23 protein-coding genes and 1 pseudogene are annotated in these 22,928 nt (G+C 71.3%); 14 read left to right on the top strand and 10 right to left on the bottom strand.

Annotation, left to right across the window (positions count from 1 at the left end; all coding sequences use genetic code 11):
• Window positions 1-375 precede the first annotated feature (375 nt).
• Window positions 376-1,548: an alpha/beta hydrolase gene (locus BG418_RS02410; protein ID WP_188271945.1), complete on the top strand. Its 1,173-nt coding sequence runs from the start codon at window positions 376-378 to the stop codon at window positions 1,546-1,548.
• A 24-nt stretch (window positions 1,549-1,572) separates the two neighbouring features.
• On the opposite strand, the gene BG418_RS02405 is transcribed toward BG418_RS02410, so the two are convergent.
• The 3 genes from BG418_RS02405 to BG418_RS02395 all read right to left on the bottom strand — a co-directional run bounded on the left by BG418_RS02405 (window position 1,573) and on the right by BG418_RS02395 (window position 3,893).
• Window positions 1,573-2,235 carry a response regulator transcription factor gene (locus BG418_RS02405; RefSeq protein WP_188271944.1) on the bottom strand — a complete coding sequence of 221 codons (663 nt, stop codon included), beginning with the start codon at window positions 2,233-2,235 and terminating at the stop codon, window positions 1,573-1,575.
• A complete protein-coding gene (locus BG418_RS02400; RefSeq protein WP_188271943.1) occupies window positions 2,232-3,413 on the bottom strand; it encodes a sensor histidine kinase in 1,182 nt (393 codons plus the stop codon). Before BG418_RS02400 ends, BG418_RS02405 begins: the two co-directional genes overlap by 4 nt.
• A gap of 66 nt (window positions 3,414-3,479) precedes the next feature.
• The gene (locus BG418_RS02395; RefSeq protein ID WP_188271942.1) at window positions 3,480-3,893 is read right to left on the bottom strand and encodes a tautomerase family protein; all 414 of its coding nucleotides are present in this window, start codon (window positions 3,891-3,893) and stop codon (window positions 3,480-3,482) included.
• Window positions 3,894-4,022: 129 nt separating this feature from the next.
• On the opposite strand from BG418_RS02395, the gene BG418_RS02390 reads away from it, so the two are divergent.
• The 4 genes from BG418_RS02390 (at window position 4,023) to BG418_RS02375 (ending at window position 7,873) form a co-directional block, all read left to right on the top strand.
• On the top strand, window positions 4,023-4,904 hold the full coding sequence (locus BG418_RS02390) for a LysR family transcriptional regulator (RefSeq protein WP_188271941.1): 882 nt from the start codon (window positions 4,023-4,025) through the stop codon (window positions 4,902-4,904).
• A 115-nt stretch (window positions 4,905-5,019) separates the two neighbouring features.
• Entirely contained in the window at window positions 5,020-5,754 is a 735-nt protein-coding gene (locus BG418_RS02385; protein WP_223184219.1) for a L,D-transpeptidase, read from the top strand.
• 34 nt (window positions 5,755-5,788) lie between these two features.
• Window positions 5,789-6,331: a hypothetical protein gene (locus tag BG418_RS02380; protein WP_188271939.1), complete on the top strand. Its 543-nt coding sequence runs from the start codon at window positions 5,789-5,791 to the stop codon at window positions 6,329-6,331.
• A gap of 177 nt (window positions 6,332-6,508) precedes the next feature.
• Window positions 6,509-7,873, top strand: a complete 1,365-nt coding sequence (locus tag BG418_RS02375) for a hypothetical protein (protein ID WP_188271938.1) — start codon at window positions 6,509-6,511, stop codon at window positions 7,871-7,873.
• A gap of 32 nt (window positions 7,874-7,905) precedes the next feature.
• On the opposite strand, the pseudogene BG418_RS02370 reads toward BG418_RS02375, so the two are convergent.
• Window positions 7,906-8,778, bottom strand: a pseudogene (locus BG418_RS02370) (LysR family transcriptional regulator); the annotation flags it as partial.
• Window positions 8,779-8,899: 121 nt separating this feature from the next.
• On the opposite strand from BG418_RS02370, the gene BG418_RS02365 reads away from it, so the two are divergent.
• Window positions 8,900-9,247: a DoxX family protein gene (locus BG418_RS02365; RefSeq protein WP_188271937.1), complete on the top strand. Its 348-nt coding sequence runs from the start codon at window positions 8,900-8,902 to the stop codon at window positions 9,245-9,247.
• A gap of 36 nt (window positions 9,248-9,283) precedes the next feature.
• Here BG418_RS02365 and BG418_RS02360 read toward each other — a convergent pair whose 3' ends face one another.
• On the bottom strand, window positions 9,284-10,093 hold the full coding sequence (locus BG418_RS02360; RefSeq protein WP_223184218.1) for an NAD(P)-dependent oxidoreductase: 810 nt from the start codon (window positions 10,091-10,093) through the stop codon (window positions 9,284-9,286).
• A 58-nt stretch (window positions 10,094-10,151) separates the two neighbouring features.
• On the opposite strand from BG418_RS02360, the gene BG418_RS02355 reads away from it, so the two are divergent.
• Together BG418_RS02355 and BG418_RS02350 are read left to right on the top strand one after the other, a co-directional pair.
• On the top strand, window positions 10,152-11,072 hold the full coding sequence (locus BG418_RS02355) for a LysR substrate-binding domain-containing protein (protein WP_317453468.1): 921 nt from the start codon (window positions 10,152-10,154) through the stop codon (window positions 11,070-11,072).
• A 103-nt stretch (window positions 11,073-11,175) separates the two neighbouring features.
• Window positions 11,176-11,835, top strand: a complete 660-nt coding sequence (locus tag BG418_RS02350; RefSeq protein ID WP_223184217.1) for a rhomboid-like protein — start codon at window positions 11,176-11,178, stop codon at window positions 11,833-11,835.
• 12 nt (window positions 11,836-11,847) lie between these two features.
• On the opposite strand, the gene BG418_RS02345 is transcribed toward BG418_RS02350, so the two are convergent.
• Window positions 11,848-12,342, bottom strand: a complete 495-nt coding sequence (locus BG418_RS02345) for a DUF6328 family protein (RefSeq protein ID WP_188271935.1) — start codon at window positions 12,340-12,342, stop codon at window positions 11,848-11,850.
• 77 nt (window positions 12,343-12,419) lie between these two features.
• Window positions 12,420-13,664, bottom strand: coding sequence for an MFS transporter (locus BG418_RS02340; RefSeq protein WP_188271934.1), 1,245 nt, complete (start codon window positions 13,662-13,664; stop codon window positions 12,420-12,422).
• A 138-nt stretch (window positions 13,665-13,802) separates the two neighbouring features.
• Here BG418_RS02340 and BG418_RS02335 point away from each other — a divergent pair, with 138 nt between their 5' ends.
• Both BG418_RS02335 and cpt read left to right on the top strand, forming a co-directional pair.
• A complete protein-coding gene (locus BG418_RS02335; protein ID WP_188271933.1) occupies window positions 13,803-14,729 on the top strand; it encodes a LysR family transcriptional regulator in 927 nt (308 codons plus the stop codon).
• Window positions 14,730-14,775: 46 nt separating this feature from the next.
• Window positions 14,776-15,306 (top strand): chloramphenicol phosphotransferase CPT, encoded by a 531-nt coding sequence (gene cpt / locus BG418_RS02330; RefSeq protein ID WP_188271932.1) that lies wholly within the window; start codon window positions 14,776-14,778, stop codon window positions 15,304-15,306.
• A gap of 55 nt (window positions 15,307-15,361) precedes the next feature.
• On the opposite strand, the gene BG418_RS02325 is transcribed toward cpt, so the two are convergent.
• Both BG418_RS02325 and BG418_RS02320 read right to left on the bottom strand, forming a co-directional pair.
• On the bottom strand, window positions 15,362-16,195 hold the full coding sequence (locus tag BG418_RS02325) for a carboxymuconolactone decarboxylase family protein (protein WP_188271931.1): 834 nt from the start codon (window positions 16,193-16,195) through the stop codon (window positions 15,362-15,364).
• A 61-nt stretch (window positions 16,196-16,256) separates the two neighbouring features.
• Window positions 16,257-16,850: a TetR/AcrR family transcriptional regulator gene (locus tag BG418_RS02320; RefSeq protein ID WP_188271930.1), complete on the bottom strand. Its 594-nt coding sequence runs from the start codon at window positions 16,848-16,850 to the stop codon at window positions 16,257-16,259.
• Between the two features lie 270 nt (window positions 16,851-17,120).
• Between BG418_RS02320 and BG418_RS02315 the strand changes: the two genes are divergently transcribed.
• The 4 genes from BG418_RS02315 to BG418_RS02300 are packed head-to-tail and all read left to right on the top strand — an operon-like array spanning window position 17,121 to window position 21,729.
• Window positions 17,121-18,119 (top strand): fumarylacetoacetate hydrolase family protein, encoded by a 999-nt coding sequence (locus BG418_RS02315; protein WP_188271929.1) that lies wholly within the window; start codon window positions 17,121-17,123, stop codon window positions 18,117-18,119.
• The gene (locus BG418_RS02310; protein WP_188271928.1) at window positions 18,116-19,360 is read left to right on the top strand and encodes a thiolase family protein; all 1,245 of its coding nucleotides are present in this window, start codon (window positions 18,116-18,118) and stop codon (window positions 19,358-19,360) included. Before BG418_RS02315 ends, BG418_RS02310 begins: the two co-directional genes overlap by 4 nt.
• Window positions 19,357-20,922 (top strand): AMP-binding protein, encoded by a 1,566-nt coding sequence (locus tag BG418_RS02305; protein ID WP_223184216.1) that lies wholly within the window; start codon window positions 19,357-19,359, stop codon window positions 20,920-20,922. The genes BG418_RS02310 and BG418_RS02305 overlap by 4 nt, the downstream gene beginning before the upstream one ends.
• 6 nt (window positions 20,923-20,928) lie before the next feature.
• Window positions 20,929-21,729, top strand: coding sequence for a cyclase family protein (locus BG418_RS02300; protein ID WP_188271927.1), 801 nt, complete (start codon window positions 20,929-20,931; stop codon window positions 21,727-21,729).
• A gap of 47 nt (window positions 21,730-21,776) precedes the next feature.
• Here the strand turns inward: BG418_RS02300 and BG418_RS02295 are convergent, their stop codons facing one another.
• Complete coding sequence (locus BG418_RS02295) at window positions 21,777-22,862, bottom strand: hypothetical protein (protein WP_188271926.1); 1,086 nt, start codon at window positions 22,860-22,862, stop codon at window positions 21,777-21,779.
• Between the last annotated feature and the right edge of the window lie 66 nt (window positions 22,863-22,928).

The following is a 22,928-nucleotide window of genomic DNA, read 5'->3' as shown; positions in this document are numbered from 1 at the left end:
AAGAGAGGCCGGGGCATGGGCGAGCCAACAGACCGGGTCGCCCCCAGACCCGCCTGCTTCACCGTTCAACTTTCCTCGGGATACGTGCACTTCACGCACCCGGGCAGCGCCGATCCCCCACCGACGCTCGTCCACATCATGGAACACAGTTGACACAGCTCCAAATCGAGTGTGCCCTTCGGGACCGATGGTGGCTTAAAACAATGCCCTTCGATATGTATGTGGAATTGCGTATAGGGAGAACTTCCGAAGGTTCACCTGCCATCCACCCGGCCGTCCACCCAGAGGGGGACACTCCGTAAACCTGTGAGGGGACGCGATGGTCCGCTCCGGAGCGGACGCCAGGAGATGTGCTCGGAACCTAGCGTCCTGGGCATGAACAGAATCCGTCGTACCGCCGCGGCCGCCGCGCTCGCGCTCGTCCTGCCGCTGCCCGTCGCCGGGGTGGCCTCCGCGACCCCGGCCACCTTCGCCGCCGCACCTTCCGCCGGCACCCACAGCACGCTCGCCGTGCCCCGGCTGCCCCGTCCGACGGGCCCGCACGCGGTCGGGCGCAGCACGCTCCACCTCGTCGACACCCATCGCACCGACCCCTGGGTCCCGGCGGCGGGCGCACGGCAGTTGATGGTGTCGATGTACTACCCCGCCCGCCCCGGATCGGGCGGACCCGCCGCGTACATGACCACCGAGGAGGCCAAGCTGTTCCTGGACGAGAAGGCTCCGGGCTCCGGCTACCCGCCCGAGGTCCTGACCGCGACCCGCACCTGGGCGCACACCGACGCCCGCCCGGCGCCCGGCAGGTTCCCGCTGGTGCTGCTCTCGCCCGGCCTCGGATTCCCGCGGGCAACGCTCACCGGTCTCTCGGAGGAGCTGGCGAGCCGCGGATACGTGGTGGCGCTCGTCGACCACACCTACGAGGCACCCGGCATCACCTTCCCCGACGGGCACACCGCCACCTGCGTCATCTGCGACGTACCTCCGCCGGGCGGCACCCCGGCCGTCGCACGCAGCCGGGCGAAGGACAGCTCCTTCGTGCTCGACCAGCTGACCGGACACCACCCGGCCTGGCGCGCGGCCCACATGATCGACCCGAAGCGGATCGGTATGGCGGGCCACTCCATCGGCGGTGACGCGGCCGCCGCGACCATGGCCGAGGACGGACGGGTGCGGGCCGGAGTGAACCTGGACGGCACGTTCTTCGAGCGGATACCCGCCGCCGGTCTGGGCGGCCGCCCCTTCCTGATGCTCGGCGCGGACTACATGGCGCCGGGCCGGGACGAGACCTGGGACGCCGGCTGGACCGCCCTGAACGGCTGGAAGCGCTGGCTGACCGTCGCCAGTGCCGACCACGGCAGCTTCACCGACATGCCGGTCCTGAGCGAGGCGGCGGGTAGACCGCACCCGGGCGTGCTCTCCGCGCAACGCTCGGAGGAGATCACACGGGGTTACGTCTCGGCCTTCTTCGATCTGCAATTGAAGGGCATCGCGCAACCGCTGCTTGACGGACCGTCAGCGGCGAACCCCGAGGTCACCTTCCAACACCCCTGATACTGCTGCCGGTTCGGGGCGGGATCAGGACGACCCCGGTGAGACCAGGCCCGCTTCGTACGCGGCTATGACGAGCTGCACGCGGTCGCGGGCGCCGAGTTTGGTGAGCAGGCGGGCCACATGGGTCTTGGCCGTGGCGGGGCCGATGAAGAGGTGAGCGGCGATCTCGCCGTTGGACAGGCCCCGCCCGACCAGGGTCAGCACTTCGCGTTCCCGCTCGGTGACGCCGTCGATCCGCCGCCCGGGCGCGGCGGACGGCGGCCGTTCGGCGAACTCCTGGATGAGACGGCGGGTGACGCTCGGCGCGATCAGGGCGTCGCCCGCCGCGACCACCCGGATCGCCGCGATGATGTCCACCAGCGCCATGTCCTTGACCAGGAACCCGCTCGCTCCGGCGCGCAGCGAGGCGTAGACGTTCTCGTCGTCGTCGAAGGTGGTGAGCATGAGCACGCGTGGAGGTGCCGTCGCTGTCTCAGAGATCACCCGGGTCGCCTGGATGCCGTCCATGCCGGGCATACGGATGTCCATCACCACGACGTCGGGCCGCAGTTCACCGGCGAGCCGCACCGCCTCGGCACCCGTTCCGGCCTCCCCGACGATGTCGAGGTCGGGCAGATCGGTGATGACCATACGGAGACCGGCGCGCACCAGCTCCTGGTCGTCGGCGAGCAGGACACGGATCGTCATACCGGGAGCCTAGCCGCCACCTGGAAGCCGCCCTCGGGCCCGGCCCCGGCGCTGAACCGGCCGCCCAGCAGGGCGACGCGTTCGCGCATGCCGGATATCCCGAGGCCGGTCCCGGCAGCGGCGCGTGCGGGACCGTGCCCGTCGTCGACGACCTCGATCGCCAGCTCCTCGTCGCGGTACTCGACGCACACCCGGCAGTGCCGACCGCCGGAGTGCCGTGCCGCGTTGGTGACCGACTCCTGGATGATCCGGAAGGCGGCCAGATCGATCTCGGGCGGCACCGGACGCCGTACCCCCAGCCAGTCGACGTCGACCCGCACCCCGGCGGCCGACGCGGTCGCGGCCAGCCGCTCGACGCCCTCAAGACCCGTCGTCGAAACGGCAACTGCCTGATCGGACTCGGCGTCGGCTTCGGCACGGCGGAGCGATACGAGCATGCGCCGCAGCCCCGCCAGCGTCTCGCGGCTGGTGCTCTCGATGATCCCCAACGCCTTGCGGGCGCCTTCCGGCTGCGTGTCGATGACCAGGCCCGCCGCACCGGCCTGGATGGCGATGATGCCGATGCTGTGGGCGACCATGTCGTGCAGTTCGCGGGCGATACGCAGCCGCTCCTCCGTCACCGCCCGCGCGGCGGCGTGCGTGCGCAGGGCTTCGCCGTACACGCGTTGTTGCCGGATCGAGTTGCCGATCGCGAAGGGTATGACGATGCCCGCCACGACGGCCAGCAAGGTGCTCAGGAAGTCGCTGAACTCCGCCTGGCCGTGGTCCGTGGCCGCCCACTGCCCGAGCCACACGGCCAGCTCAACTGTCGCCGCCACAAAGGAGGTTCGGCGTCGGCGGGTGGTCGCGATGAGGCAGAGCAGAACGTCCGCCGCCACGAAGAACGGCCACGTACTCTCGCCGAGGGTGAGTGTCACCGTCGATTCAGCCAGGAGCACCCCGAACACCGTCACCGGCCGACGCCGGGCCCCGATGACGACCAGCGACAACACCACGGCCAGGCCCACCCGCAGCCCGAGGCCGACAAGGACCGGCGACCCCGACTGCGTGCGGAACTGATACGTCGTGGTGGCGAAGAGAACGAGCGCGAACAGCCCGGCAGCACACCACGCCGAGGCCGTCCACACAGCCGCAGGCAACCGCCTCAGCCACGGTGGGCGCGGCAACGAGTGATCCATCCGGCGATGGTAGCCACGGAGACCAGGCCCGATCGTCCCCTCAAAGGCGTACGCCCGGGAGGGGACTCAGCTCGCGTCCGGGACACTCCGAGCCACCCGCCCGTAGTGGTCCAACTGCGTGATCCCGTTGTAGCCGTAGCCCTCCGGGTCGAGTTCATAGAGCGCGACCCCGGCGATGGGCGGCAGCGCGCCCAAGGTGGTTCGCAGCAACTCATGGGCCTCGGCGATGAATCGCGCCTTCTCGGCGGCGTTGTTCGTGCCTGCGGTGATGCTCACCTCCACATGGGCGCCGGTGGCTTCCCGTACCGCGCGTCCGGCGACGAAATAGTCGGTGGCCGGGACGAGGTTCAGATGGACGGTGGTGCGGGCGGCTGACTTTCCGAGCGCCGCTACGGCCAGGTCGGTCAGGCCCTGCGCGAGGGCGTCGCGGCGGGCGGGCGCCAGGTCGGGGTCGGAGACGGTGACACGGATGTAGGGCATGGGACGACGCCTTCCAAGAGGAGCGGGGGTGACTGCTCATGACCTTTTCCGGTCGGGGAAAATGAGTCCAACGCGGATCTTCGATGGCTCATGAGGGGGCCTCATGGCATGGGGTGGGGTGGGGACGGCATGACGCTCAACCTGCCGCAGTTGCGCGCCTTCGTCGCGGTCGTCGACGCGGGCGGTTTCGGTACGGCGGCGGTGGACCTGGGCCTGAGCCAGTCGGCCGTCTCGCATGCCGTCGCCTCGCTGGAACGCACCCTCGCCGGTCCACTGATCGTCCGCTCAACTCCCGTACGTACCACCACACTTGGCGATGCGATCCTGGCCCACGCCCGTTCCGCACTGGCCGCGTCGGACGCGATCCGGGAGGCGGCGGCGCTGCACGACGCGACGACGAGCGGCACTGTACGCCTCGCCGCCACCCCGACGGTGTGCCAGGGCCTGCTGCCCTCGCTGCTGCGTCACTGGGAGGAGCGTCTGCCCGCCGTCCGTGTACGCGTCTTCCAGGGCAGTGGCGAGGAGACCGAGGCGTGGCTGGCGAGCGCGGCGGCGGACGCGGCCGTCGTGGTGGACCCGCCGGACGACACCGGCGCGCCGTTGGTGACCGACCCCTTCCTCGCCCTGCTCCCCCAGGATCATCCCCTGGCGGGCGAGAAGTCCGTACACGTCACCGAGCTGGCGGACGACCCGCTGGTCCTCTCGCCGAACGGCTGCGAGCGGCACATCCGGACCATCCACCGGTTGGCGGGCGAGGAGTACACCCCGGCCCACCGCGTACGGGACCTGCCGACCCTCATCAGCATGGTCCAAGCGGGCCTCGGTGTCTCCATCCTGCCGCGGGTCTCCCGTCCACTGATCCCGGACGACCTCGTCCTGGTACCGGTCACCCCGCACCACAGCCGAAGCCTCGTGCTGTGCGGCCCACAGGAACGTCCCTGGTCACCGGCGGTGCACGCGCTCGTGGACTCCGTGGCACGGCTGCCGTCGGGAGTGTTCGGCCCCGCCTGACGGTGTATCAGCCGGGGTCGCGCGGTCTCCCCGCACTCCATCTGCCCGACGCATGAGAGTGAACTTCGGTTCCACGGGAGAAGGAGGCGGCCCAGACGGTGCACATGTATGCGACATGTGGAAGTTTCCCGGCGGTCGCCTCCGATGGGGCCTGCTCCCGGTCGCGGCACCCCTCGTACTCACGGTTGGCATCGCTCCGGCCCACGGAGCCGCCACTCACCCGGCCGAGGCGCACCGGTCCAGCTCGGTGGTGGACCCGCATGAGAAGTGCGTGCTGTCGAACGGTCCCTATCAGCGCGAGGTCGAGCGGTTGTTGGGACTGACGGTGGACGGCGAGCAGTCGGCCGACGACTGCCAGGCGATCCAGCGGTACCAGGAGGGCCAGGTCATCGTCCCGGCCAACGGCTCCGCCGGACCGATCACGTACGCGGCCCTGTACCTGGACTGGGCCCTCAACCACACCGGCGAGCTGCACGGCTGCCCCACACGCCAGGGCCGGGTGGCCTGCGTCGACCTGGACCACCAGATCATGTGGGTCGCCACGGCCGGGAAGGTGACCTTCGCGCCGGTCGGCGTCCGCAGCGGCCAGACCGAGACCCCCACCCGCACCGGCTGGTTCACGGTCTACTGGCGCAACCGCGACCACGTCTCCACGCTGTACGACTCGCCGATGCCGTTCAGCCAGTTCTTCAGCGGCGGCCAGGCGATCCACGGCGTCTACGGAAACATCTACGAAGGCGCCGGCTCCCACGGATGCGTCAACCTGCGCTACGACGACGCACGCCGCCTCTGGACGACCCTGCACGAGGGCGACGCCGTATACGTCTGGGGACACAAGCCCGGAACCTGATCCCACGTCGAAGAAGTCGAAGGAGAGGAACACCATGAACACTCGTAGGGCAGCAACTCGTATGGCCGTGGCCGCCGCCGCGGTGATGAGTGTCGGCGCGCTGGCGGTTCCGGCCGCCTCGGCGGCGCCTCCCGGCGGAGGTGACGACCCGTGCGAGCGTATGGGCGACTACCTCGTCTGCCATGGCCCACAGGGACCCGTCGGACCTCAGGGCCCTGCGGGCCCCGCAGGGCCCGCAGGCAAGGGCGGCGAAGTGGGCCACAAGGGCGATAAGGGAGACAAGGGGGACAAGGGCGATCAGGGCCCCACCGGTCCGTCCGGGGTCACCAAGCCTCCCCGTACCGTGCTCAGCGCGGTGACCACCGTCGCTCCCGGCGCTTCCGAGAGCGCCATCGCCAGGTGCCCGGCCGGAACGAGCGTCACCGGCGGTGGCTTTCAGTTCCGGGGCGGTGAGTCCAGCGGTCTGATCCCGGTGGCGTCCCACACGGTCACGGACTCATGGATCGTGACGATGAACAACACCGGGACCGCGGCACGGACTTTCCAGTCCCAGGTGGTCTGTCTGCCGATCGGCTGACGCCACCGGCGCGACGACACACCCGACATGCCCGACACACCCTCCTCGGTTACTTGCTATATTGCGCAACTATAGAAGTATGAGGGGGCGCGCGGGCGTCCCGTTGCCCTCAAGGGTGCCCTCTCAGTCGGCCGACACCGTCGGCCACACCGACAAGTCACCTGCGGAGGCTCCCCCATGCCCGCCATTGCTGCTTCACGGCTCCGTCCGGCCACCGCGTCGGCCGGACTTCTGCTGGCGGTCGCCGCCGCTCTCCTGCCGCTGCCCGCGCACGCCGCGGGCGGCGGCACCGGTGACGTGGCCGACGCGCTCAAGAAGGGTCCCGTGTACGTGGACCCACGGGCCACGGACCAACTGCCGAAGCCGGAGGCCGAAGCACTGGCCAAGAAGATCAAGGACGCGGGCAAGCCGGTCTTCGTCGCCGTCCTGCCCACGACCGCCGACTACCCCAAGAGCTCCGTGCTCAAGGACGTACGCTCCCTCACCGGCATCAGCGGTGTGTACGCGATCCGCCTCGGCGACGGCTTCAACGCCGGTGCGGACCGGCGGGTGATGTCCCGCAACTCCGTCGACAACCTGGTGGGCGCCGTCAAACGTTCCTCGCCCGGCAACGCGCAGGCGGAGCTGAACAGCTTTGTCGACCAGGCGTTGGAGCAGGCCAAGGGCAAGGCTCCGGCCTCCTGGGCGGGCAAGGACAACGGCAGCTCCGGAGCCACCGCGCTGCTCGTCGGCGGCGGTGTGATCGTGGCCGGCGGGGCAGGCGCGTACGCCTTGTTCCGCCGCGCCAAGAAGAAGCGCGAGGAGCGTGAACGCGCCGAGCTGGACGCTCTGCGCGTCGTGGTCGACGAGGACATCACCGCATTCGGCGAGGAGTTGGACCGGCTCGTCTTCTCCCCGTCCGAGCCCAGCGCGACGGACGCGATGCGCGAGGACTACGCGCGGGCTCTCGACGCGTACGACAAGGCCAAGGAGCAGATGGCCGCGGCCACCGGGCCGCAGGACGTGCAACCGGTGACCGAGACCCTCGGTGAGGGCCGCTTCGCGCTGGCCACCCTCGCCGCCCGCCGCTCGGGCGCGCCGCTGCCCGAGCGGCGTGTGCCCTGTTTCTTCGACCCGCGCCACGGGCCCTCGGTGGAGGACGTGCAGTGGGCGCCGGCGGGCGGGGCGCCGCGCCCGGTGCCCGCGTGTGGCGCCGACGCCGTACGCGTGAAGGCCGGTGACGAGCCCGACTCCCGTATGGTCCACACCGACAACGGGCCGCAGCCGTACTGGAACGCGGGCCCCGCGTACGCGCCCTGGGCGGGTGGTTACTTCGGCGGCGCCGGTGGCATCCTCGGCGGCCTCCTGGTGGGAACGGCGCTCGGCAGTCTGCTCAGCGCGCCCTCGGCGTTCGCCGCCCCGGACTTCGCGGGGGCCGAAAGCGCCCCGGGCGGCGGTGAGTTCACGGGTTCCGACTTCAACCCGTCCGACTTCTCGGGCAGTTTCGGCGGCGGTGGCTTCGGCTCTGATTCGGGAAGTGACTTCGGCGGCGGGGACTGGTAGTCGGTGGCTGCGTCCGGTGGCATGCTGCTCAGACAGCAGCGTACGAAGTCCTGGACCACGGGGTTGGCGTCGTCGGCGGGCGCCCAGGCGACGCCGACCGCACTGGGGCTCACACCGCTCACCGGGCGGTAGATGACGCCGGGACGGGCGTAGAAGCGGACCGCGGACTCGGGGGCCAGCGCGACGCCGTAGCCGTTGGCGATCGCGCTGAGCCAGTCGTCGGGTTGGGCGGTGACGGCGCCGACGCGCACGGGGTTGCCCTCGCGTTCGTCGGTGGCCAGCCAGTGGTCCCGGCACTCGCCGGATTCGGGCGGGGCCGCGACGAACGGCTCGTCCCACAGGTCGCGGAAGGGGATCAGGTCGCGCCCGGCCAGTGGGTGTGACGAGGGTAGTGCCACCCACCGGGGTTCGGTGAACAGCACTTCCACTCGCAGCCTGTCCTGGCCCGGGAACGGCAGCCGGAGCAGGGCCGCGTCGACGTCCCCGTCGGCCAGTCCTGCGCTCGGGTCCGACCACGCGGCCTGCCGCATCTCGGCCCGCCAGCCCGGCCGCAGCCGGGTGAAGGCCGCGACGATGTGCTGGGTGGCCTCGTTGGCGGCGCTGGCCAGGAAACCGATACGCAGCACACGGGCCGCCCGGCTGTCCGCGCTCTTGGTCTCGCGCAGCACCCGCTCCCAGCCGGACAGCAGCGCGGGCACCCCCTCCGCAAGCGCCCGGCCCGGTTCGGTGAGGGCCATCCCGGCGCGGGAACGCGTGAACAACCGCACCCCGAGCTGGGTTTCCAGCTGCTTGATCTGTTTGGTCAGCGCCGGTTGCGACACGAACAACCGCTCCGCGGCCCCCGTGACACTGCCCTCCCGCGCGACCGCGACGAAGTAACGCAACAGCCTGGTGTCGACGTCCATGCCATCAGGTTATAGAAGCAGGTATTGGACGCACCTCGGCAGCCTCGGCGAGGGTCGACACAGCGGGTGGGCGACAGCTCGCCGCCGCACACGACCCCCGACCGGGAGATACCGAGTCACCATGTTCATCGCGTACGCAGTCGTCACCGCCCTCACCATCGCGGCCAACGCCGGGATGGCCGTCGCCGACTTCGCCCGGGCCCAGTTCGTCCTCGCCAACTCGGCCGAAGTGAATCTGCCCCGGACCTGGCTGCCGATGCTGGCCACGATGAAAGCCGCCGGAGCCGTGGGACTGCTGCTCGGGCTTCTCGGCTTTCACGTCATCGGTGTCGCCGCGGCCATCGGGCTGGTGCTGTTCTTCCTCGGCGCGCTCGTGGCACACATCCGAGCCCGGGTGTACGGCAACATCCACTTCCCCGGGGGCTACTTCGCCCTCGCCGTCGCCTCCCTCGTCCTCGCCGTCGTGTGAGGACGGGAGAGATCTCGTACGAGGAAGTGCCGACGATCAGGTACGCAGCGACGCCAGGTCGGCGCTCGACAGCTCCGGCCGGGAGCGCAGTGCGGTGTGGACCGCCTCCAGGACCGGCAGGTCGGTCGTCGCGGTGGCCAGGGCCACGTCCTTGGCCGCGAGCGACACCGGGAAGTAGGCGTCCGTCGCGAACGCCCGCGCCACCACCCCCGCGACCGGGCTCGCCGCGAGTGCCGTGCGGGCCAGCTCTTCCGGCAGGCCGAGTGCCTCGGCCAGTCGCAACCCCTCGGCCACCAGGGCCACTCCGCCGATGACCGTACTGATCAGGACGAGCTTGAGCGCCGCTCCGGTGCCCACCTCGCCGCAGGGTGTCACCGACCCCAGCTCCGCGAGCAGGGCGTCCACCTCGCCGGTGTCACCGCCCGCCAGGATCAGCAGTTCACCCGTCGCCGCCCGGTCCACACTGCCCATCACCGGCGCGTCGACCAGCGTCACGCCCTGCGGCAGGCGCGCGGCCAACTCCCGGACCGTGTCCGGGCCCACGGTCGACGTGTCGATCCACGTCGCCCCCTCCCGCAGCGCCGGAATCATCGTGTCCGCGACGGCCAGTGCCGCCGCCGGATCCGCGAGCATCGTGATGACGACGTCCGCGTCGGCCACGGCCTCGGCCGGGCTCGCGGCGACCACGGCCCCCTCCGCCACCAGCGCCTCGGCCTTGGCGGCCGTACGGTTCCAGACCGTCAGTTCATACCCCGCGCCGAGCAGCCGACGGGCCATCGGCGCGCCCATGTTGCCCAGTCCCAGAAACGCGACCCGCTGCGTGTTCGTCTTCATGTCCGTGTTCATGGAACGACCGTACGGATCACCTCACTCATGCCACAAGCGAATGTCTAGCATGGCAGCCATGACCGACACGCATGCCTCTGGCTCCAGCCTCTACGACGTCTTCCTGCGCGTCGCCGCCGACGGGTCGTTCACCGCCGCCGCCCAGGCCCTCGGCTACACCCAGTCCGCGGTCTCCCGCCAGGTGCAGACGCTGGAGGCCGAGCTGGGGAGCGTCCTGTTCGACCGGCTGCCCCGTGGCGTCCAACTCACCGAGGCGGGGCGGGTGTTGGTGCCGCACGCCGAAGCCGTACGGGACCGGCTCGCGGCGGCCCGCGCGGAACTCACCGCGCTGCGCACCCTCGACAGCGGGCTGTTGCGGGTCGGGGCGTTCTCGACCGCCGACGCCGCACTGCTCCCCCGCAGCCTCGCCGCGTTCCGGCGGCTGCATCCCCGTGTGACCATCGCCCGTACCGAAGGCCCCTCCGTCAAACATCTGGGGCTGCTGGCCTCCGGGGAGCTGGACATCGCCGTCGTCAGCGCCACGGCCGGACGGGCCCTCGACGGCTGCGCGCTGCGGCATCTGCTGGACGAGCCGATGTTCGTGGCCGTGCCGCTGGACCACCGTATGGCGGGTCGACGGAGGCTGCGGCTGGCCGAGCTCGCCGACGAGGAGTGGGTGGCGGGCAGCACCCGGCCCGAGGACACCCTGATGCGGCCGGTCCTGGAGGCGGGCTTCCGGCCGCGTGCGACCCTCGTCGTACGGGACTGGATCGCCAAGCAGGGTTTCGTCGCGGCCGGTCTCGGGGTGACCCTGCTGCCCGCGCTCGCGGCCGACTCGGTCCGCGCGGACATCGTGCTCGTCCCCGTCCACCCGGACGACGTGCCGCACCGCGCGGTCTACGCGGCGACCCCGCACGGCCGCGCCGACTCCCCCGCCGTGGCGGCCTTCCTCGCCGAACTCCGGGCGACGGCGCGGCAGCTCATGGAGCGCGCGGTGTGAGTCCCGCCTCACCACCATCGCGCAACCGTCCCGTCACCTGGACGCTCTTGGTAAGGGAGCGCGCTGGAACGCGTCGACGTATGAGGCGAGACGAGAGGTACGGATGCACGGGGTGCGCGAGCGGCGGGCGGTCCGTACGGTGCTGGCCGCCGTGCCCCGGCTGCCCGCGACGACGGTCTACGTCACGCTGCTGCTGGTGACGGCCGCCTGGATGTCCAGCCAGTCCGTAGGGGAACAGGCGCGGTTCGTCCGGCACAACAGCAGCAATGTCCACCACCTGGAGGTCGGGAAATGGTGGACCCTGTTCACCAGCGGGCTGGTGGTGGACGGCGTTCCCGTACTGCTCGGCATCGCGGCGGTGGCCGTCGTGCTCGGGCTCGCGGAGTGGCGGTGGGGAGGCATCCGGGGGTTCGGTGTCTTCCTCTTCGGGCACGTCGTGGCGACGCTGCTCACGGAAGGCGCCATGTGGCTGATGCACCTCGCCCATCTGCCTGGTGCCCTGTCCCGGGCCCGCGATGTGGGGATCAGCTACGGCCTGGTCGCCACCACGGCCTGCCTGCTGGCCCTCGCCGGCCGGCGCGTCCGCCTGCTGGGGCTCACCGCGCTGACCGTACTGCTCGCGGTGGCCTGGATCATCGACCAGGAACTGGCAGACGCGGGCCACCTGGTCGCCCTGGGCCTCGGCGTCCTCGGCTCCCGCTCCCGCTGGTTCCATTCCTACCGTCGATCAGAAGCGGCGCGGGAGCACGCGACCGTCGCGTAGGAGCGGCCACCGTCAACCGGTGGTGTGCCGATGGCGGGCCCAGAAGGGAAGCACGAACCAGCAGGCCAGATACCAAGCGACCACCCCGGCCACCAGCCACGGCACATAGCCGCCATCGGTGGCCACGCGCAGGACGAGCAGCAGCGCCGAGGTCATCGTGGCCAGCAGCAGGAGCAGACCCGCGAAGGTGAGGCGCGAGGCCCAGCGCACCGCCTCGGGTTTGATGCGCCGCCCGGCGACGATCCGGTGGAAGGACACCGGCCCGATGAGCGCGCCGGTGGCCGCCGCGCCGAGGACCACCGTCACGATGTAGATCGTTCGGTCCATGTGCGGGAGTTGCTGGTAGCGCGGCGTGAACACGACGGTCAGCAGGAATCCGAAGAGGATCTGTACGCCGGTCTGGGTCACCCGTACTTCCTGGATAAGCTCGCCCCACCTGCGGTCCGCGCGTTGGTCGGCGCTCTCGTGCCTGCCGTCCGCCCGTGCGGGTACGCGATCGCCCGACATCCCACTCGCCCCCTTCGTCGCCCCTCGGCGTGCGGTGCCCGGCCGAGTACCCGGGCTCGGCCACGGAACACCTCGGCTCAGGCGGCCCCCACCACGTCGGCCGTCCGATCGCCGCCGACGTGCGGGAGCTTCAGGAGCAGGAGCGGGGTCGCCAGGAGGAGGGCGCCGGCGAGACCGATCGCGGTGCGGGCGCCCACCATGCCCGCCAGCAGGCCCCACGCCGCGGTCGTCGCCGCGATGCCGGTCTTGGTGCTGACCGACCACGCCGACAGGGTGCGGGCGACCCGGTCCGTGGCGGTCCGGTCGAGGCGGTACGTGGCGTACACCGGGTTGAACACGCCCGAGCAGGTGATCAGGCCGAGCTCGACGACCATCACCACGACGAGCCCGGTGACGCCGGGGCGGACGAAGGCGAGCCCGATCGACCAGCACGCCCGCAGCACCCCGGTGGTGATCAACACCTTGTGCCGTCCGAACCGTGTGACGAGGCGGTGGGCCAGCCGTGAGCCGACGAGACCGCCGATGCACGGCACGGCGAACGCGAGGCCGTACTGCCAGGGTGCGAAGCCGAGGCGGCCGAGCATGAGGAAGGCCAGCAGCGGCCCGGTCGCCATGATCAGGCTGTTCACGAGGATCGTGTTGAAGAACAGCGGGCGCAGCTCCGGGTGGGTCAGGATGTAGCGCCACCCTTCGAGCAGTTCACCGACCCGGCCGCGCGGCGCCTCGGTGCGTACGGGGTGCGGCTCCTTCCCGCCGATCGCGCGAATCCCCGCCGCCGAGAGCAGAAAGCTCACCGCGTTGGCCGCCACGGTCGTGACCGGGCCGAACAGCCCGATCGCGGCCCCGCCGAGCGGCGGGCCGAGCACGGTGGCGGTCCAGGTCGTCGACTCGAACCGCCCGTTCGCGACGAGCAGGTGCTCGCGGCGTACGAGCGCTTTGAGGCAGGCGCCGCTGGCCGCGGTGAAGGTGATGTCGGCCGCGGCGACGACGATCGACACGACCAGGAGCTGGGCGAAGCCGAGCAGACCGAGCGCGTACGCGGCCGGGATGCTGATCACCGCCGCGAACCGGACCAGGTCCATCGCCACCATCACCGGCCGCTTGCGGCGGAACTCCACCCATGGGCCGAGCGGCACCGCCACCGCCGCCCCCACCGCGAGGCCCGCCGCCGCGAGCAGCGACACCTCGGTCGAGCCTGCGTGCAGCACGAGGATCGCGATCAGCGGGAACGCGTCGAAGGCCAGCCAGGTGCCGAGCGTGCTCACCCCGTACGCCGCCCAGAGCCACCCGAACCGCCGCCCCAGCGGTCGCCCCGCCACCATGTGAGTCCCCCTCGCCGTGACGTTCCCGTACAACCTCATGTTGGCCGTCAAGATTAAAGCCAGCGGCCGGGCCGCAGATCAAACAACCGTCCGGAGGCTCAGCCACAACGCTTCGTTGTGTCGTTAGGATCGCTCGACATGGATCTCGATGCCGTACGCACCTTCGTCGCCGTCGCGGACGCGGGTCAGTTCCGGGAAGCCGCCGCCGATCTCTCGATCACCCAGCAGGCCGTCTCCAAGCGCGTCGCCGCGCTGGAGAAGGACCTCGGTGTACGGCTTTTCACGCGCACCGCGCGCGGGGCTCGGCTCACCATCGACGGGCAGGCGTTCCGGCCGTACGCGCGCGCTCTGCTCCAGGCCGAGGAACGGGCGGCCGCGTCCGTGCGGCCCGGGCGGCGTGCGCTGCGCGTCGACGTGATCGGTCGCCGACTCGCCCCGGCGGGTCTGCTGCAGGACTTCCACCGCGCGCATCCCGCCGTCGAGCTCGACGTGGTGACCCTCTTCGACGCCGACGCGGCGATCGCGGCGGTCCGCTCGGGCACCATCGACGCGACCTTCCGCGCGGTCACCGTGCCCGTACGGCAGCTCCCCGAAGGCATCGAAGCCGCGCGGGTGCACGACGAGCCGCTGCAACTGCTCACCGGACCGGGCCACGCACTAGCCGGCGCCCGGGAAGTGACACTCCGTCAACTAGTCGGCCACCGGATCTGGATGCCCGGCATCGTCACCGGCACCGAGTGGGCCGCGTACTACGACGAGCTCGCCACCGAGTTCGGACTCACCATCGATCCGCTCGGCCCCAACTTCGGCATGGAGCACCTTCTTGAAGCGATCGCCGATTCATCGGACTTGGCGACCCTCGTCGGTGAACAGACCCGCTTCGTCTGGCCCGCCGGGTACGACCTGCGACGCATCCCCGTGCACGACCCGACGCCGGTCTACCCGCACTCGTTGATCTGGCGCGCCGACAACACCCACCCCGCGCTCACGGCGCTGCGCGACCACCTCGGCCCGACGCCGTCCGACCACGACGACGCGTGGACACCCCGGTGGGCCCGGCGCTGAAATCCGGTGTCGTACCTGGCCACGATGCCCCTACTGTGGCGCGGTGATGACTCAGGTGATCGTTCTCAACGGTGGCTCCAGCTCGGGCAAGTCCGGGATCGCACGGTGTCTGCAGGCGGTTCTGCCGGATCCCTGGCTGGCTCTCGGTATCGACACGCTCGTCGAGGCGACGCCCGCGTCGATGCGTGCCGGGGGCGGCGGGATCGAGCTCGCGGGGGACGGCGAGGTGATCGTCGGTCCGGAGTTCCGCGCGGTGGAGGCGGCGTGGATGGAGGGAATCGCCGCGATGGCCCGCGCGGGCGCCCGGATCATCCTCGACGAGGTCTTCCTCGGCGGCGCGGACTCCCAGCTGCGCTGGCAGAAGGCGCTGGGCGAGCTGCGGGTGGTGTGGGTCGGCGTCCGGTGCGACGGCGCGGTCGCCGCGGGCCGCGAGGTGGCACGCGGCGACCGGATCACCGGGATGGCCATGTCCCAGGCGGAGTTGGTCCACCGGGGCATGGTGTACGACGTGGAGGTGGACACGGCGGGTGTCGAGTCGATGGAGTGCGCACGTGTGATCGCGGCGCAGGTGGCGTGACCGCTCGACCAGTCCGGGCGCTCAGCCCTCCGCCCGCATGGATCAGTCGGGGCGCTCAGCCCGCCGCCCGCTCCGCGAACACCTCGCGTGCCGCCGCGATGCCGTTCAGGGCGGCGGGGAAACCGGCGTAACCCACCATCTGCGTGATCACCTCGACGACCTCCTCCTGCGTGCCGCCGACGTTGAGCAGGCCGTGGATGTGGACCCGGAGCTGGGGCGCGGCGGTGCCCAGCGCCGTACACATGGCGACGCTCGCCAGCTCGCGGAACTTGAGGTCCAGGGCGGGCCGGGAGTAGATGTCGCCGAAGACGAACTCGATGATGTAGCGCGCCAGATCGGGGGCGATGTCGCGCAGGGAGGCGACGACGGCGTCCCCGGCGTGCCCGTCCACCTCGGCGAGCTTGGCGAGGCCACGCTCGTATCGCTTGCCCTGCTCAGCCGTGGTGACCGGCTCGAAGGCCAGGTCGGGCCGGGCCTCGAACGCCTCGCGGGCCACGGCGATGGCATTGAGTGCGGCCGGGATGCCCGCGTACACGGCGGTGTGGATCAGCACCTCGACCACCTCGGCCGGGGTGACACCGATGTTCAGCGCGCCGTCTATGTGGAAGCGCAGCTGCGGCGCGGCGTTGCCCAGCGCCGACAGCGCGGCGACGGTGGCCACTTGGCGCTCCGGGAGGGTGAGCCGGTCGTTCGCCAGGAGCTCCCCGTATCCGAACGCGACCGTCATACGACCGAGGTCGGGGGCGATGTCGGCGACGGCGTCGAGAACGGCCGGCCGCTCCCGCCCGCCCACCTTCCTGAGCAGTTCGAGGCCACGCTCGAAACGGTCGTCGACGCTGATGTCGGAGTGGGAGGTGTGAGCGGGTGCGTGGTGCTGTGCGCTGTTCATGTGGTCGAAGCTAGAGGTTGGAGCGCACTCCAACGCAAGCACACACCACGTGTTCGCACCATCACTCCCCGCGAGGAGCCACCGCCAGAGCGAAGAGCTGCTTCAGGGCCGCGAAGGCCGCCTCCCGGTCCACCAGGCCGTCGAGGCTGTGCAGGGTGTTCACGCCCACCCCGCTGCCGAAGACGATCGACGCCAGGCTCTTCGCGTCGGGCAGTCCGGGCGTTCCGGCCGTGATCCGTTCCAGATAGCCGATCCACACCTGCCGGGTGCGTTCGTAACCCCGTACGTAGGCGCCCCTCAACGGGCCCTCGCCGCCGAGGACTTCGGGCAGGACCGTCGCGAACACGCGGCCGCAGGGGGCGTCGACCACGGCCAGATGCGCGTCCACGAGCAGGTCGAAGGAGAGCGGGCCGGACTGCGGCAGGCGTCGGCGGTACTCCTCCTCGGCCGTGGTGAAGGCGCGCTCGATCACCTCGACGATCAGGCCGTCCTTCGAGCCGAAGTGCCAGGCGACCGAGCCCCGGCTGATGCCCGCCCGCTCGGCGACCGCCTGTACGGACGCGGCCCTCGGGCCCGCCTCGGCCACCAGGTCCGTCGCGGCCTGAAGCAGACGACGGCGGCTCTCCCGCGCGGATTCCTCACGACGACCAGCCATGCGGGCGATTGTTCCACAGGGGGTGCGGCCGCCCCAGACCTCCGGCGGCCGATGCCGGGCCGAGCACCGCGCGGACACTGATCATGTCCGGACTCTTGACGACCTGTGTCAGGCGTCCAACGATTGGACAGCTGTCCAGTATTCGCGGGTGAGCGAGTCTCGCCACCCCGTCGAAGCCATCGAGCCGTGCCTCCTTCCCGCCGCACCCCTTCTGAGCCGTACCCGTTCCGAGTCTTGTTCCGAGCCGCTGGCCGCACGTTGGGAGACGTCATGCGCCTGGTCACGTTCGTCAGGGAGAACCAACCGAACCGGCAGTGCGTCGGGGCACTGCTGGACGAGGACGCGACCGTCCTCGATCTCACCGCCGCAGCTCCCGACGAAGCGGCCTTCGCCTCCATGCAGGCGCTGATCGAGTCGGCCGACGCCGGTCTCGCCCGCGCCCAGGAGCTGGCCGAACGCCGTCCCGACAGCAGCTTGCTCGCCCGGGCCGACGTCCGCCTCCTGTCGCCCCTGCCGCGCCCGGCCCGGCTGCGCGACTGCGGGCTGTTCATCGCCCATCTGGAGTCCGGATTACGGGAGTTGGCCCGGCGCCAGTCCGCCGGGGCGGAGGATCCCGCCGCCGAGTTCGAACGGCTCATGGCGAGCGGCCGGTTCGACCTGAACCCGCTGTTCCGCGAGCGGGTCATGTACTACACGGCCGACCATCTGTCGGTGAGCGGGCCCGAGGACGTGATCACCGCCCCGGCGGGGGCGCAGGAGCTCGACTACGAGCTGGAGTTCGCCGCCGTGGTGGGCCGTACGGGCCGGGAGGTCAAGCCCGGGGCGGCCGGCGAGCACATCTTCGGGTACACGGTCTTCAACGACTGGAGCGCCCGGGACCTCCAGATGGTGCTGATGCGGGCGGGCGTGGGGCCCTGCGAGGGCAAGGACTTCGCCGGGTCCAACACCCTCGGCCCCTGCATCGTCACCCGCGACGAGCTGACCGATCCGTACGCGCTGACGATGACCGCCCGGGTCAACGGCCAGGAGTGGTCGCGCGGCACCACCGACGGCATGGAGCACAGCTTCGAGGACGCGATCGTGCAGCTCAGCCGGGACCGGGCGGTGCACGCCGGGGACGTCATCGGGTCCGGCACGGTCCCCTCAGGCACCGGCTTCGACCTGGCGCGCTCGCTCGGCGACGGGGACGTGGTCGAGCTGGAGGTCGAGGGGATCGGCGTCCTGCGCAATACGGTGCGCGTCCCGGTGAGCCCCGCGAACGGCTCATGAGCGACGCGTACGTGCTCGCCGTGGGCCGTACTCCGTACGGCAGGTTCCCGGACCTCGGCGTCGGCGCGCTCGCGGGTGAGGCACTGTCGCTGTGCCTGGCCGACGCCGGGGTCGAATCCTCCGTGGTCGACGGGGTGTTCTTCGCGAACGCCACCCAAGGAGCCCTGGAAGGACAGCATCTGATACGGGGTCAGATCGCGATGCGCGGCACCGGCCTCGAAGGTGTTCCGGTCGTCAACGTCGAGAACGCCTGCGCCAGTGGTGCCACGGCCTTCCATCTCGCGGCCACCGCCGTACGGGCCGGGGAGATGGAGGTCGCCCTGGCCCTCGGCGCCGAGAAGATGTACGGGGCCGACGAGGTGCGCACGACCGAGGCGTTCCGGGGCGGTCTTGACGTGGCGCGCTGGGAGGCCGAGCTCAAGGCGCTGCGGGAGGCGGCCGGGGCCGAGGCCGTCCCGCCCGGGCGGCGCTCGGTGTTCATGGACATCTACGCCGCCCTCGCCGCCCACTACCGACGGCGGCACCCCGACTGCACCCCCCGCCGGCTCGCCGCCGTCACCGCCAAGAACCGGCGGCACGGCTCGCTCAACCCCAAGGCCACCCACCGCACCCCGCTCACGGTCGACGAAGTGCTCGCCGCACGGGAGATCGTGGCGCCGCTGACGCTGCCGATGTGCGCGCCCATCGGCGACGGCGCGGCGGCGGCCCTGGTCTGCTCACCGGCGGCGGCGCGACGGCTCGGCCTGCGGCGTGCCGTGCGGATCCGGGCGAGCGTGGTGGCCTCCGGCTCGGGCCGGGCCCTGGACGACGAGGCACGGCAGATCACCCGGCTCGCATCCTCAACTGCCTACGAACGCGCGGGACTTGGTCCCGGCGACGTCTCGCTCGCCGAGGTCCATGACGCGACGGCGATCGGCGAGGTCCTTCAGCTCGAAGCCCTCGGCCTAGTGGCGTCCGGCGAGGGCGCCCTCGCGGCCGAGCGCGGCCACACCGAGCTCGGCGGCCGCCTCCCGGTGAACACCTCCGGCGGTCTGGAGTGCAACGGCCATCCCGTCGGGGCCACCGGCATCGGGCAGATAGCAGAGCTCACCACACAGTTGCGCGGCGAGGCCGGTGTACGTCAGGTGCCCGGTGCCCGCATCGGGCTCGCCGAGAACGGCGGCGGGTTCCTGGGCTTCGAGGAGGCGGCCGCCGCGGTCGTCGTCCTGGAGGCGCCGCCCGGCGAAGGGGGACGTTCATGAACGAGCCGATGTACGGACCCGTGAACATCGCTGCGCTGCTCCACCGAGCGGCCGGGCGCACCCCGGACGCCCCGGCGGTGTGCGAGGGCGCCGACGTGGTGCGCGACTATCGTCAACTGGCCGAGCGGGCCCGGGCGATCGGGGCCGCGTTGCTGCGCGAGTACGGTCTGCGACCCGGCGACCGGGTCGCGCTGGCGATGCGCAACACTCCGTACTATCCGGAGATCCTGTTCGGCGTGTGGTGGGCCGGTCTTGTGGCGACGCCGATGAACGCGCGGCTGCACCCGAAGGAGTTCGCCCAGCAGATCGAGGACTGCACGGCCCGGGTGTGTGTCGCCACGGACGAGCTGTTCGGTCTGCTGCGTGAACACGGCCTGGGATCAACCATGTTGACGTCGGTCGCGGAGCTGGCCGGGGCGGTCGAACAGCCCGGGGGCGAGCCCCCGGCGGACGTACGACCGGGTGACCCGGCGTGGTTGTTCTATACGAGCGGCACGACCGGCCACCCCAAGGGCGCCACCCTCACCCATGCCAATCTGGCGGCGGCCACCGCCTGCGCGCTCGCCGACATCAGCCGGGGCATGGACGCCTCGCTGCTGCACATCGCACCCCTGTCCCACGCGGGCGGGCTCTTCGGCCTGGCCACGGTGGCCCGTTCGCGGCCCCAGGTCTTCCCCCGGGGCGGTGCGGTGGACGCACCCGCCCTGGCCGAGGCGCTGCGGGCCCACGGGCCGGTGACGTTCTTCGCGGTGCCGACCATCCTGCGCCGACTGCTGGATCCCGCCCTGCTGCCGGACGCGCTGGTCGGGCAGGTGCACCACATCCTCTACGGCGGGGCCCCGATGTACACCGAGGACCTGCGCAAGGTCATCGCCCGCTTCGGAGCCCGGCGGCTGTGGCAGGGGTACGGGCAGGGCGAGACCCCCGCCACCATCACCCATCTGCGGCCCGAGGACCACGAGGGCGACGACGCCGAGGCGCTGGGACGGCGCCTGGCGAGCGTCGGGCGCCCGCGCACCGGGGTCGAGGTGCGGGTGGTGGACGCGGACGGCCGGGAGGTGGCGCCCGGGACCACGGGCGAGGTCACCGTCAGGGGTGACACCGTGATGGCGGGCTACTGGAACAACCCGGACGCCACCGCGCGTACCCTGCGCGGCGGTCGGTTGCACACCGGCGACCTGGGATGGTTCGACGCGTACGGTTTCCTCACCCTTGTCGACCGCGCCAAGGACCTGATCATCGCCGGGGGTTCCAACATCTATCCGCGTGAGGTGGAGGAAGCCCTGCTGCGTCACCCGGCGGTCGCCGAGGCCGCCGTCGTGGGCGCTCCCGACCCCGAGTGGGGTGAACTGCCCGTCGCCTTCGTCGTCCTCGCGGACGGACGGACGGCGACGGCCGCCGAGCTGGACGACCACTGCCTTGGGCAGCTGGCGCGATTCAAGCGGCCACGGGACTTCCGCTTCGTCGCCGCGCTGCCCAAGAACTCCTACGGAAAAGTCCTGAAGACCGAGCTGAGAGGAGTCATCGGCAGGTCCCCGCACGCCGCACCCGAGAGAGGCTGAGTTGAGATGAGCCGCATCGTCGACCTGACTTCCCCACTCGACCCCCGTGACCTAGACCTCATCCCCCCCGACATGCCCGACCTGGCGCTGGTGGTCGCGCCGAAGATCGACTACCACACGCACGACGCCTGGGGCCGTGACTTCATGGTCGCGTCCTTCGGCTGCGACCCCGACGACCTGCCGAGCCGCGAGGGACCGGCCGGCGAGGTCATGCGCGAGATCAGCACCCACTGCGGTACGCATGTGGACGCACCGCTGCACAGCGGCCGGATGTGCGAGGGCCGCCCCTCCCGCACCATCAGCGACCTCGCCCTCGAAGAGCTCTACCGCCCAGGCCTGGTCCTGGACGTACGACCATGGGCCAAACCGGGCGAGGCGATACCCGTGGAGGCGCTGCGCAAGGCCGTCGAAGCGACCGGACGCGACATCGAGGAAGGCGACGCGGTCCTCATCCGCACCGGTCAGGAGCGCTACACCCTGGGCGAGCCGCAGTACTTCGACTACCCCGGTATGTCCGGCGAGGGCACCCGCTACCTCACCGGCAAGGGCGCCACGATCCTCGGCACCGACGCCATCGGCTGGGACCGCCCCATCCCGAGGATGCGCGCGGCCTTCCAGGAGACCGGTGACAGCACGCACATCTGGGACGGCCACTACGCGATCCAGGACAAGGAGGCCCTGATCGTCCAGCAGTTGGTGAACCTGGCCTCCCTGCCGCCGACCGGCTTCATGGTCGGCTTCTTCCCGCTGAAACTCACCGGCACGAGCGCGGCGCCCACCCGGGCCGTGGCCTTCGTCGAGGAGTGAGGCGGAGCGGCCGTACGGGTTCGGGGCCCGTACGGCCGCTGTCCTTCCTAGGACTTGCCGAGCGTGGGCTCCGGCTCCCGCTGCGGGGTGTGGGCCACGACTCCCGGCGCTGCCTCTCGGCGTGATCCGAGGACGAAGAGCGCGAGGCCGCCCAGGAGCCAGCAGGACAGGACGATCAGCGCGCGCATACTGCCGGAGCCGTCGAAGAACGCGGTCGAGCGCAGCAGCGTCCCGCCCGCGCCCGGCGGCAGGAACTGGCCGAAGGTGCCCCATGGGGTCGGCAGCCACTCGGGGCCACCGGCCAACCCCGACAGCGGGTTGCCGAGGAAGATCATCATGGCCGCGCCCAGACCCAGCCCGGCGCCGCCGAGCACCGCTTGCAGGCCCATGATGGTCCAGCAGGTGGCGGCCGTGCTGAAGGTGACGGCCAGCGACGTCAGCGCGTAGTTCCCGTTGGTCACACCGAAGCCGTACTGCAACAGGGCCGTGAGGGCGAAACCGCCCGCGATCGAGAAGCCGAACGCGGTGGCGGCGCGCTGGGCGGGTTCGCGCAGCAGCGTCACGATCGCGGCGGCGGCGAGATACCCACCGAGCACCAGCGGCAGCGCACCGGCCGAGAGCCCGATCGCGTTGGGGTCGTCGGCCATCGGCGGGTGCAGATCGCGCACCACGACCCCGGACTCGGCGGTCGCCGGGTCGAGCGCCCGGGCCAGGGTGCGCAGGGTCGTGGCGATGGTGGGGCTGGCGGTGGTGGCGATCAGGACCTCGGGCTTGGCGCCCGGGGTGGCGCCGACGACCACCGCGCCGTAGATGTCGCGGTCGTCGATGCGCTCGCGGGCCGCCTCGGCGTCCGGCAGCGTCCTGATGCGGAACCCGCCGGGCTTGGCCTTCTCCAGCTGCCCGGCGATCTTCTCTGCGGCCGCGTCGGGCCCGACGACGGCGATGGGCACCTTGTGCGGGCCGGAGTTGATCGCCGGTAACGCGAAGGCGGTGAGCATCGCGACGAGGAGTGCGGTGAGTCCGACGACGAGGATCGGGACCTTGCGCCAGCCGTCCGGTGCGGTGGATTCCGCGTCGGCAGTCTTGGCGGGTGATGCGGTGCTGACAGGATTGCTGACAGGCTTACGGGACATGGCAGTTGGCTCTCTCTGTGCGTTGGGGCACCCGAGGCGGCCGTGCCGGACGGGGTCCGCGCCGCG

The sequence above is a fragment of the Streptomyces sp. CBMA152 genome (assembly GCF_014596475.1).
GTDB lineage: Bacteria > Actinomycetota > Actinomycetes > Streptomycetales > Streptomycetaceae > Streptomyces.
Note: the sequence above shows the minus strand (reverse complement) of the source record. Positions and strands in the feature narration are given on the sequence as shown.

Coding starts and splice junctions, on each gene's coding strand:
- BG418_RS02345 (WP_188271935.1), bottom strand. CDS start 12,342: ATGTCGGGCGATCGCGTACCCGCACGGGCGGACGGCAGGCACGAGAGC.
- BG418_RS02405 (WP_188271944.1), bottom strand. CDS start 2,235: ATGACGATCCGTGTCCTGCTCGCCGACGACCAGGAGCTGGTGCGCGCC.
- BG418_RS02320 (WP_188271930.1), bottom strand. CDS start 16,850: ATGGCTGGTCGTCGTGAGGAATCCGCGCGGGAGAGCCGCCGTCGTCTG.
- BG418_RS02300 (WP_188271927.1), top strand. CDS start 20,929: ATGAGCCGCATCGTCGACCTGACTTCCCCACTCGACCCCCGTGACCTA.
- BG418_RS02410 (WP_188271945.1), top strand. CDS start 376: ATGAACAGAATCCGTCGTACCGCCGCGGCCGCCGCGCTCGCGCTCGTC.
- BG418_RS02305 (WP_223184216.1), top strand. CDS start 19,357: ATGAACGAGCCGATGTACGGACCCGTGAACATCGCTGCGCTGCTCCAC.
- BG418_RS02315 (WP_188271929.1), top strand. CDS start 17,121: ATGCGCCTGGTCACGTTCGTCAGGGAGAACCAACCGAACCGGCAGTGC.
- BG418_RS02340 (WP_188271934.1), bottom strand. CDS start 13,664: ATGGTGGCGGGGCGACCGCTGGGGCGGCGGTTCGGGTGGCTCTGGGCG.
- BG418_RS02360 (WP_223184218.1), bottom strand. CDS start 10,093: ATGAACACGGACATGAAGACGAACACGCAGCGGGTCGCGTTTCTGGGA.
- BG418_RS02400 (WP_188271943.1), bottom strand. CDS start 3,413: ATGGATCACTCGTTGCCGCGCCCACCGTGGCTGAGGCGGTTGCCTGCG.
- cpt (WP_188271932.1), top strand. CDS start 14,776: ATGACTCAGGTGATCGTTCTCAACGGTGGCTCCAGCTCGGGCAAGTCC.
- BG418_RS02365 (WP_188271937.1), top strand. CDS start 8,900: ATGTTCATCGCGTACGCAGTCGTCACCGCCCTCACCATCGCGGCCAAC.
- BG418_RS02335 (WP_188271933.1), top strand. CDS start 13,803: ATGGATCTCGATGCCGTACGCACCTTCGTCGCCGTCGCGGACGCGGGT.
- BG418_RS02375 (WP_188271938.1), top strand. CDS start 6,509: ATGCCCGCCATTGCTGCTTCACGGCTCCGTCCGGCCACCGCGTCGGCC.
- BG418_RS02355 (WP_317453468.1), top strand. CDS start 10,152: ATGACCGACACGCATGCCTCTGGCTCCAGCCTCTACGACGTCTTCCTG.
- BG418_RS02380 (WP_188271939.1), top strand. CDS start 5,789: ATGAACACTCGTAGGGCAGCAACTCGTATGGCCGTGGCCGCCGCCGCG.
- BG418_RS02390 (WP_188271941.1), top strand. CDS start 4,023: ATGACGCTCAACCTGCCGCAGTTGCGCGCCTTCGTCGCGGTCGTCGAC.
- BG418_RS02385 (WP_223184219.1), top strand. CDS start 5,020: ATGTGGAAGTTTCCCGGCGGTCGCCTCCGATGGGGCCTGCTCCCGGTC.
- BG418_RS02395 (WP_188271942.1), bottom strand. CDS start 3,893: ATGCCCTACATCCGTGTCACCGTCTCCGACCCCGACCTGGCGCCCGCC.
- BG418_RS02325 (WP_188271931.1), bottom strand. CDS start 16,195: ATGAACAGCGCACAGCACCACGCACCCGCTCACACCTCCCACTCCGAC.
- BG418_RS02310 (WP_188271928.1), top strand. CDS start 18,116: ATGAGCGACGCGTACGTGCTCGCCGTGGGCCGTACTCCGTACGGCAGG.
- BG418_RS02295 (WP_188271926.1), bottom strand. CDS start 22,862: ATGTCCCGTAAGCCTGTCAGCAATCCTGTCAGCACCGCATCACCCGCC.
- BG418_RS02350 (WP_223184217.1), top strand. CDS start 11,176: ATGCACGGGGTGCGCGAGCGGCGGGCGGTCCGTACGGTGCTGGCCGCC.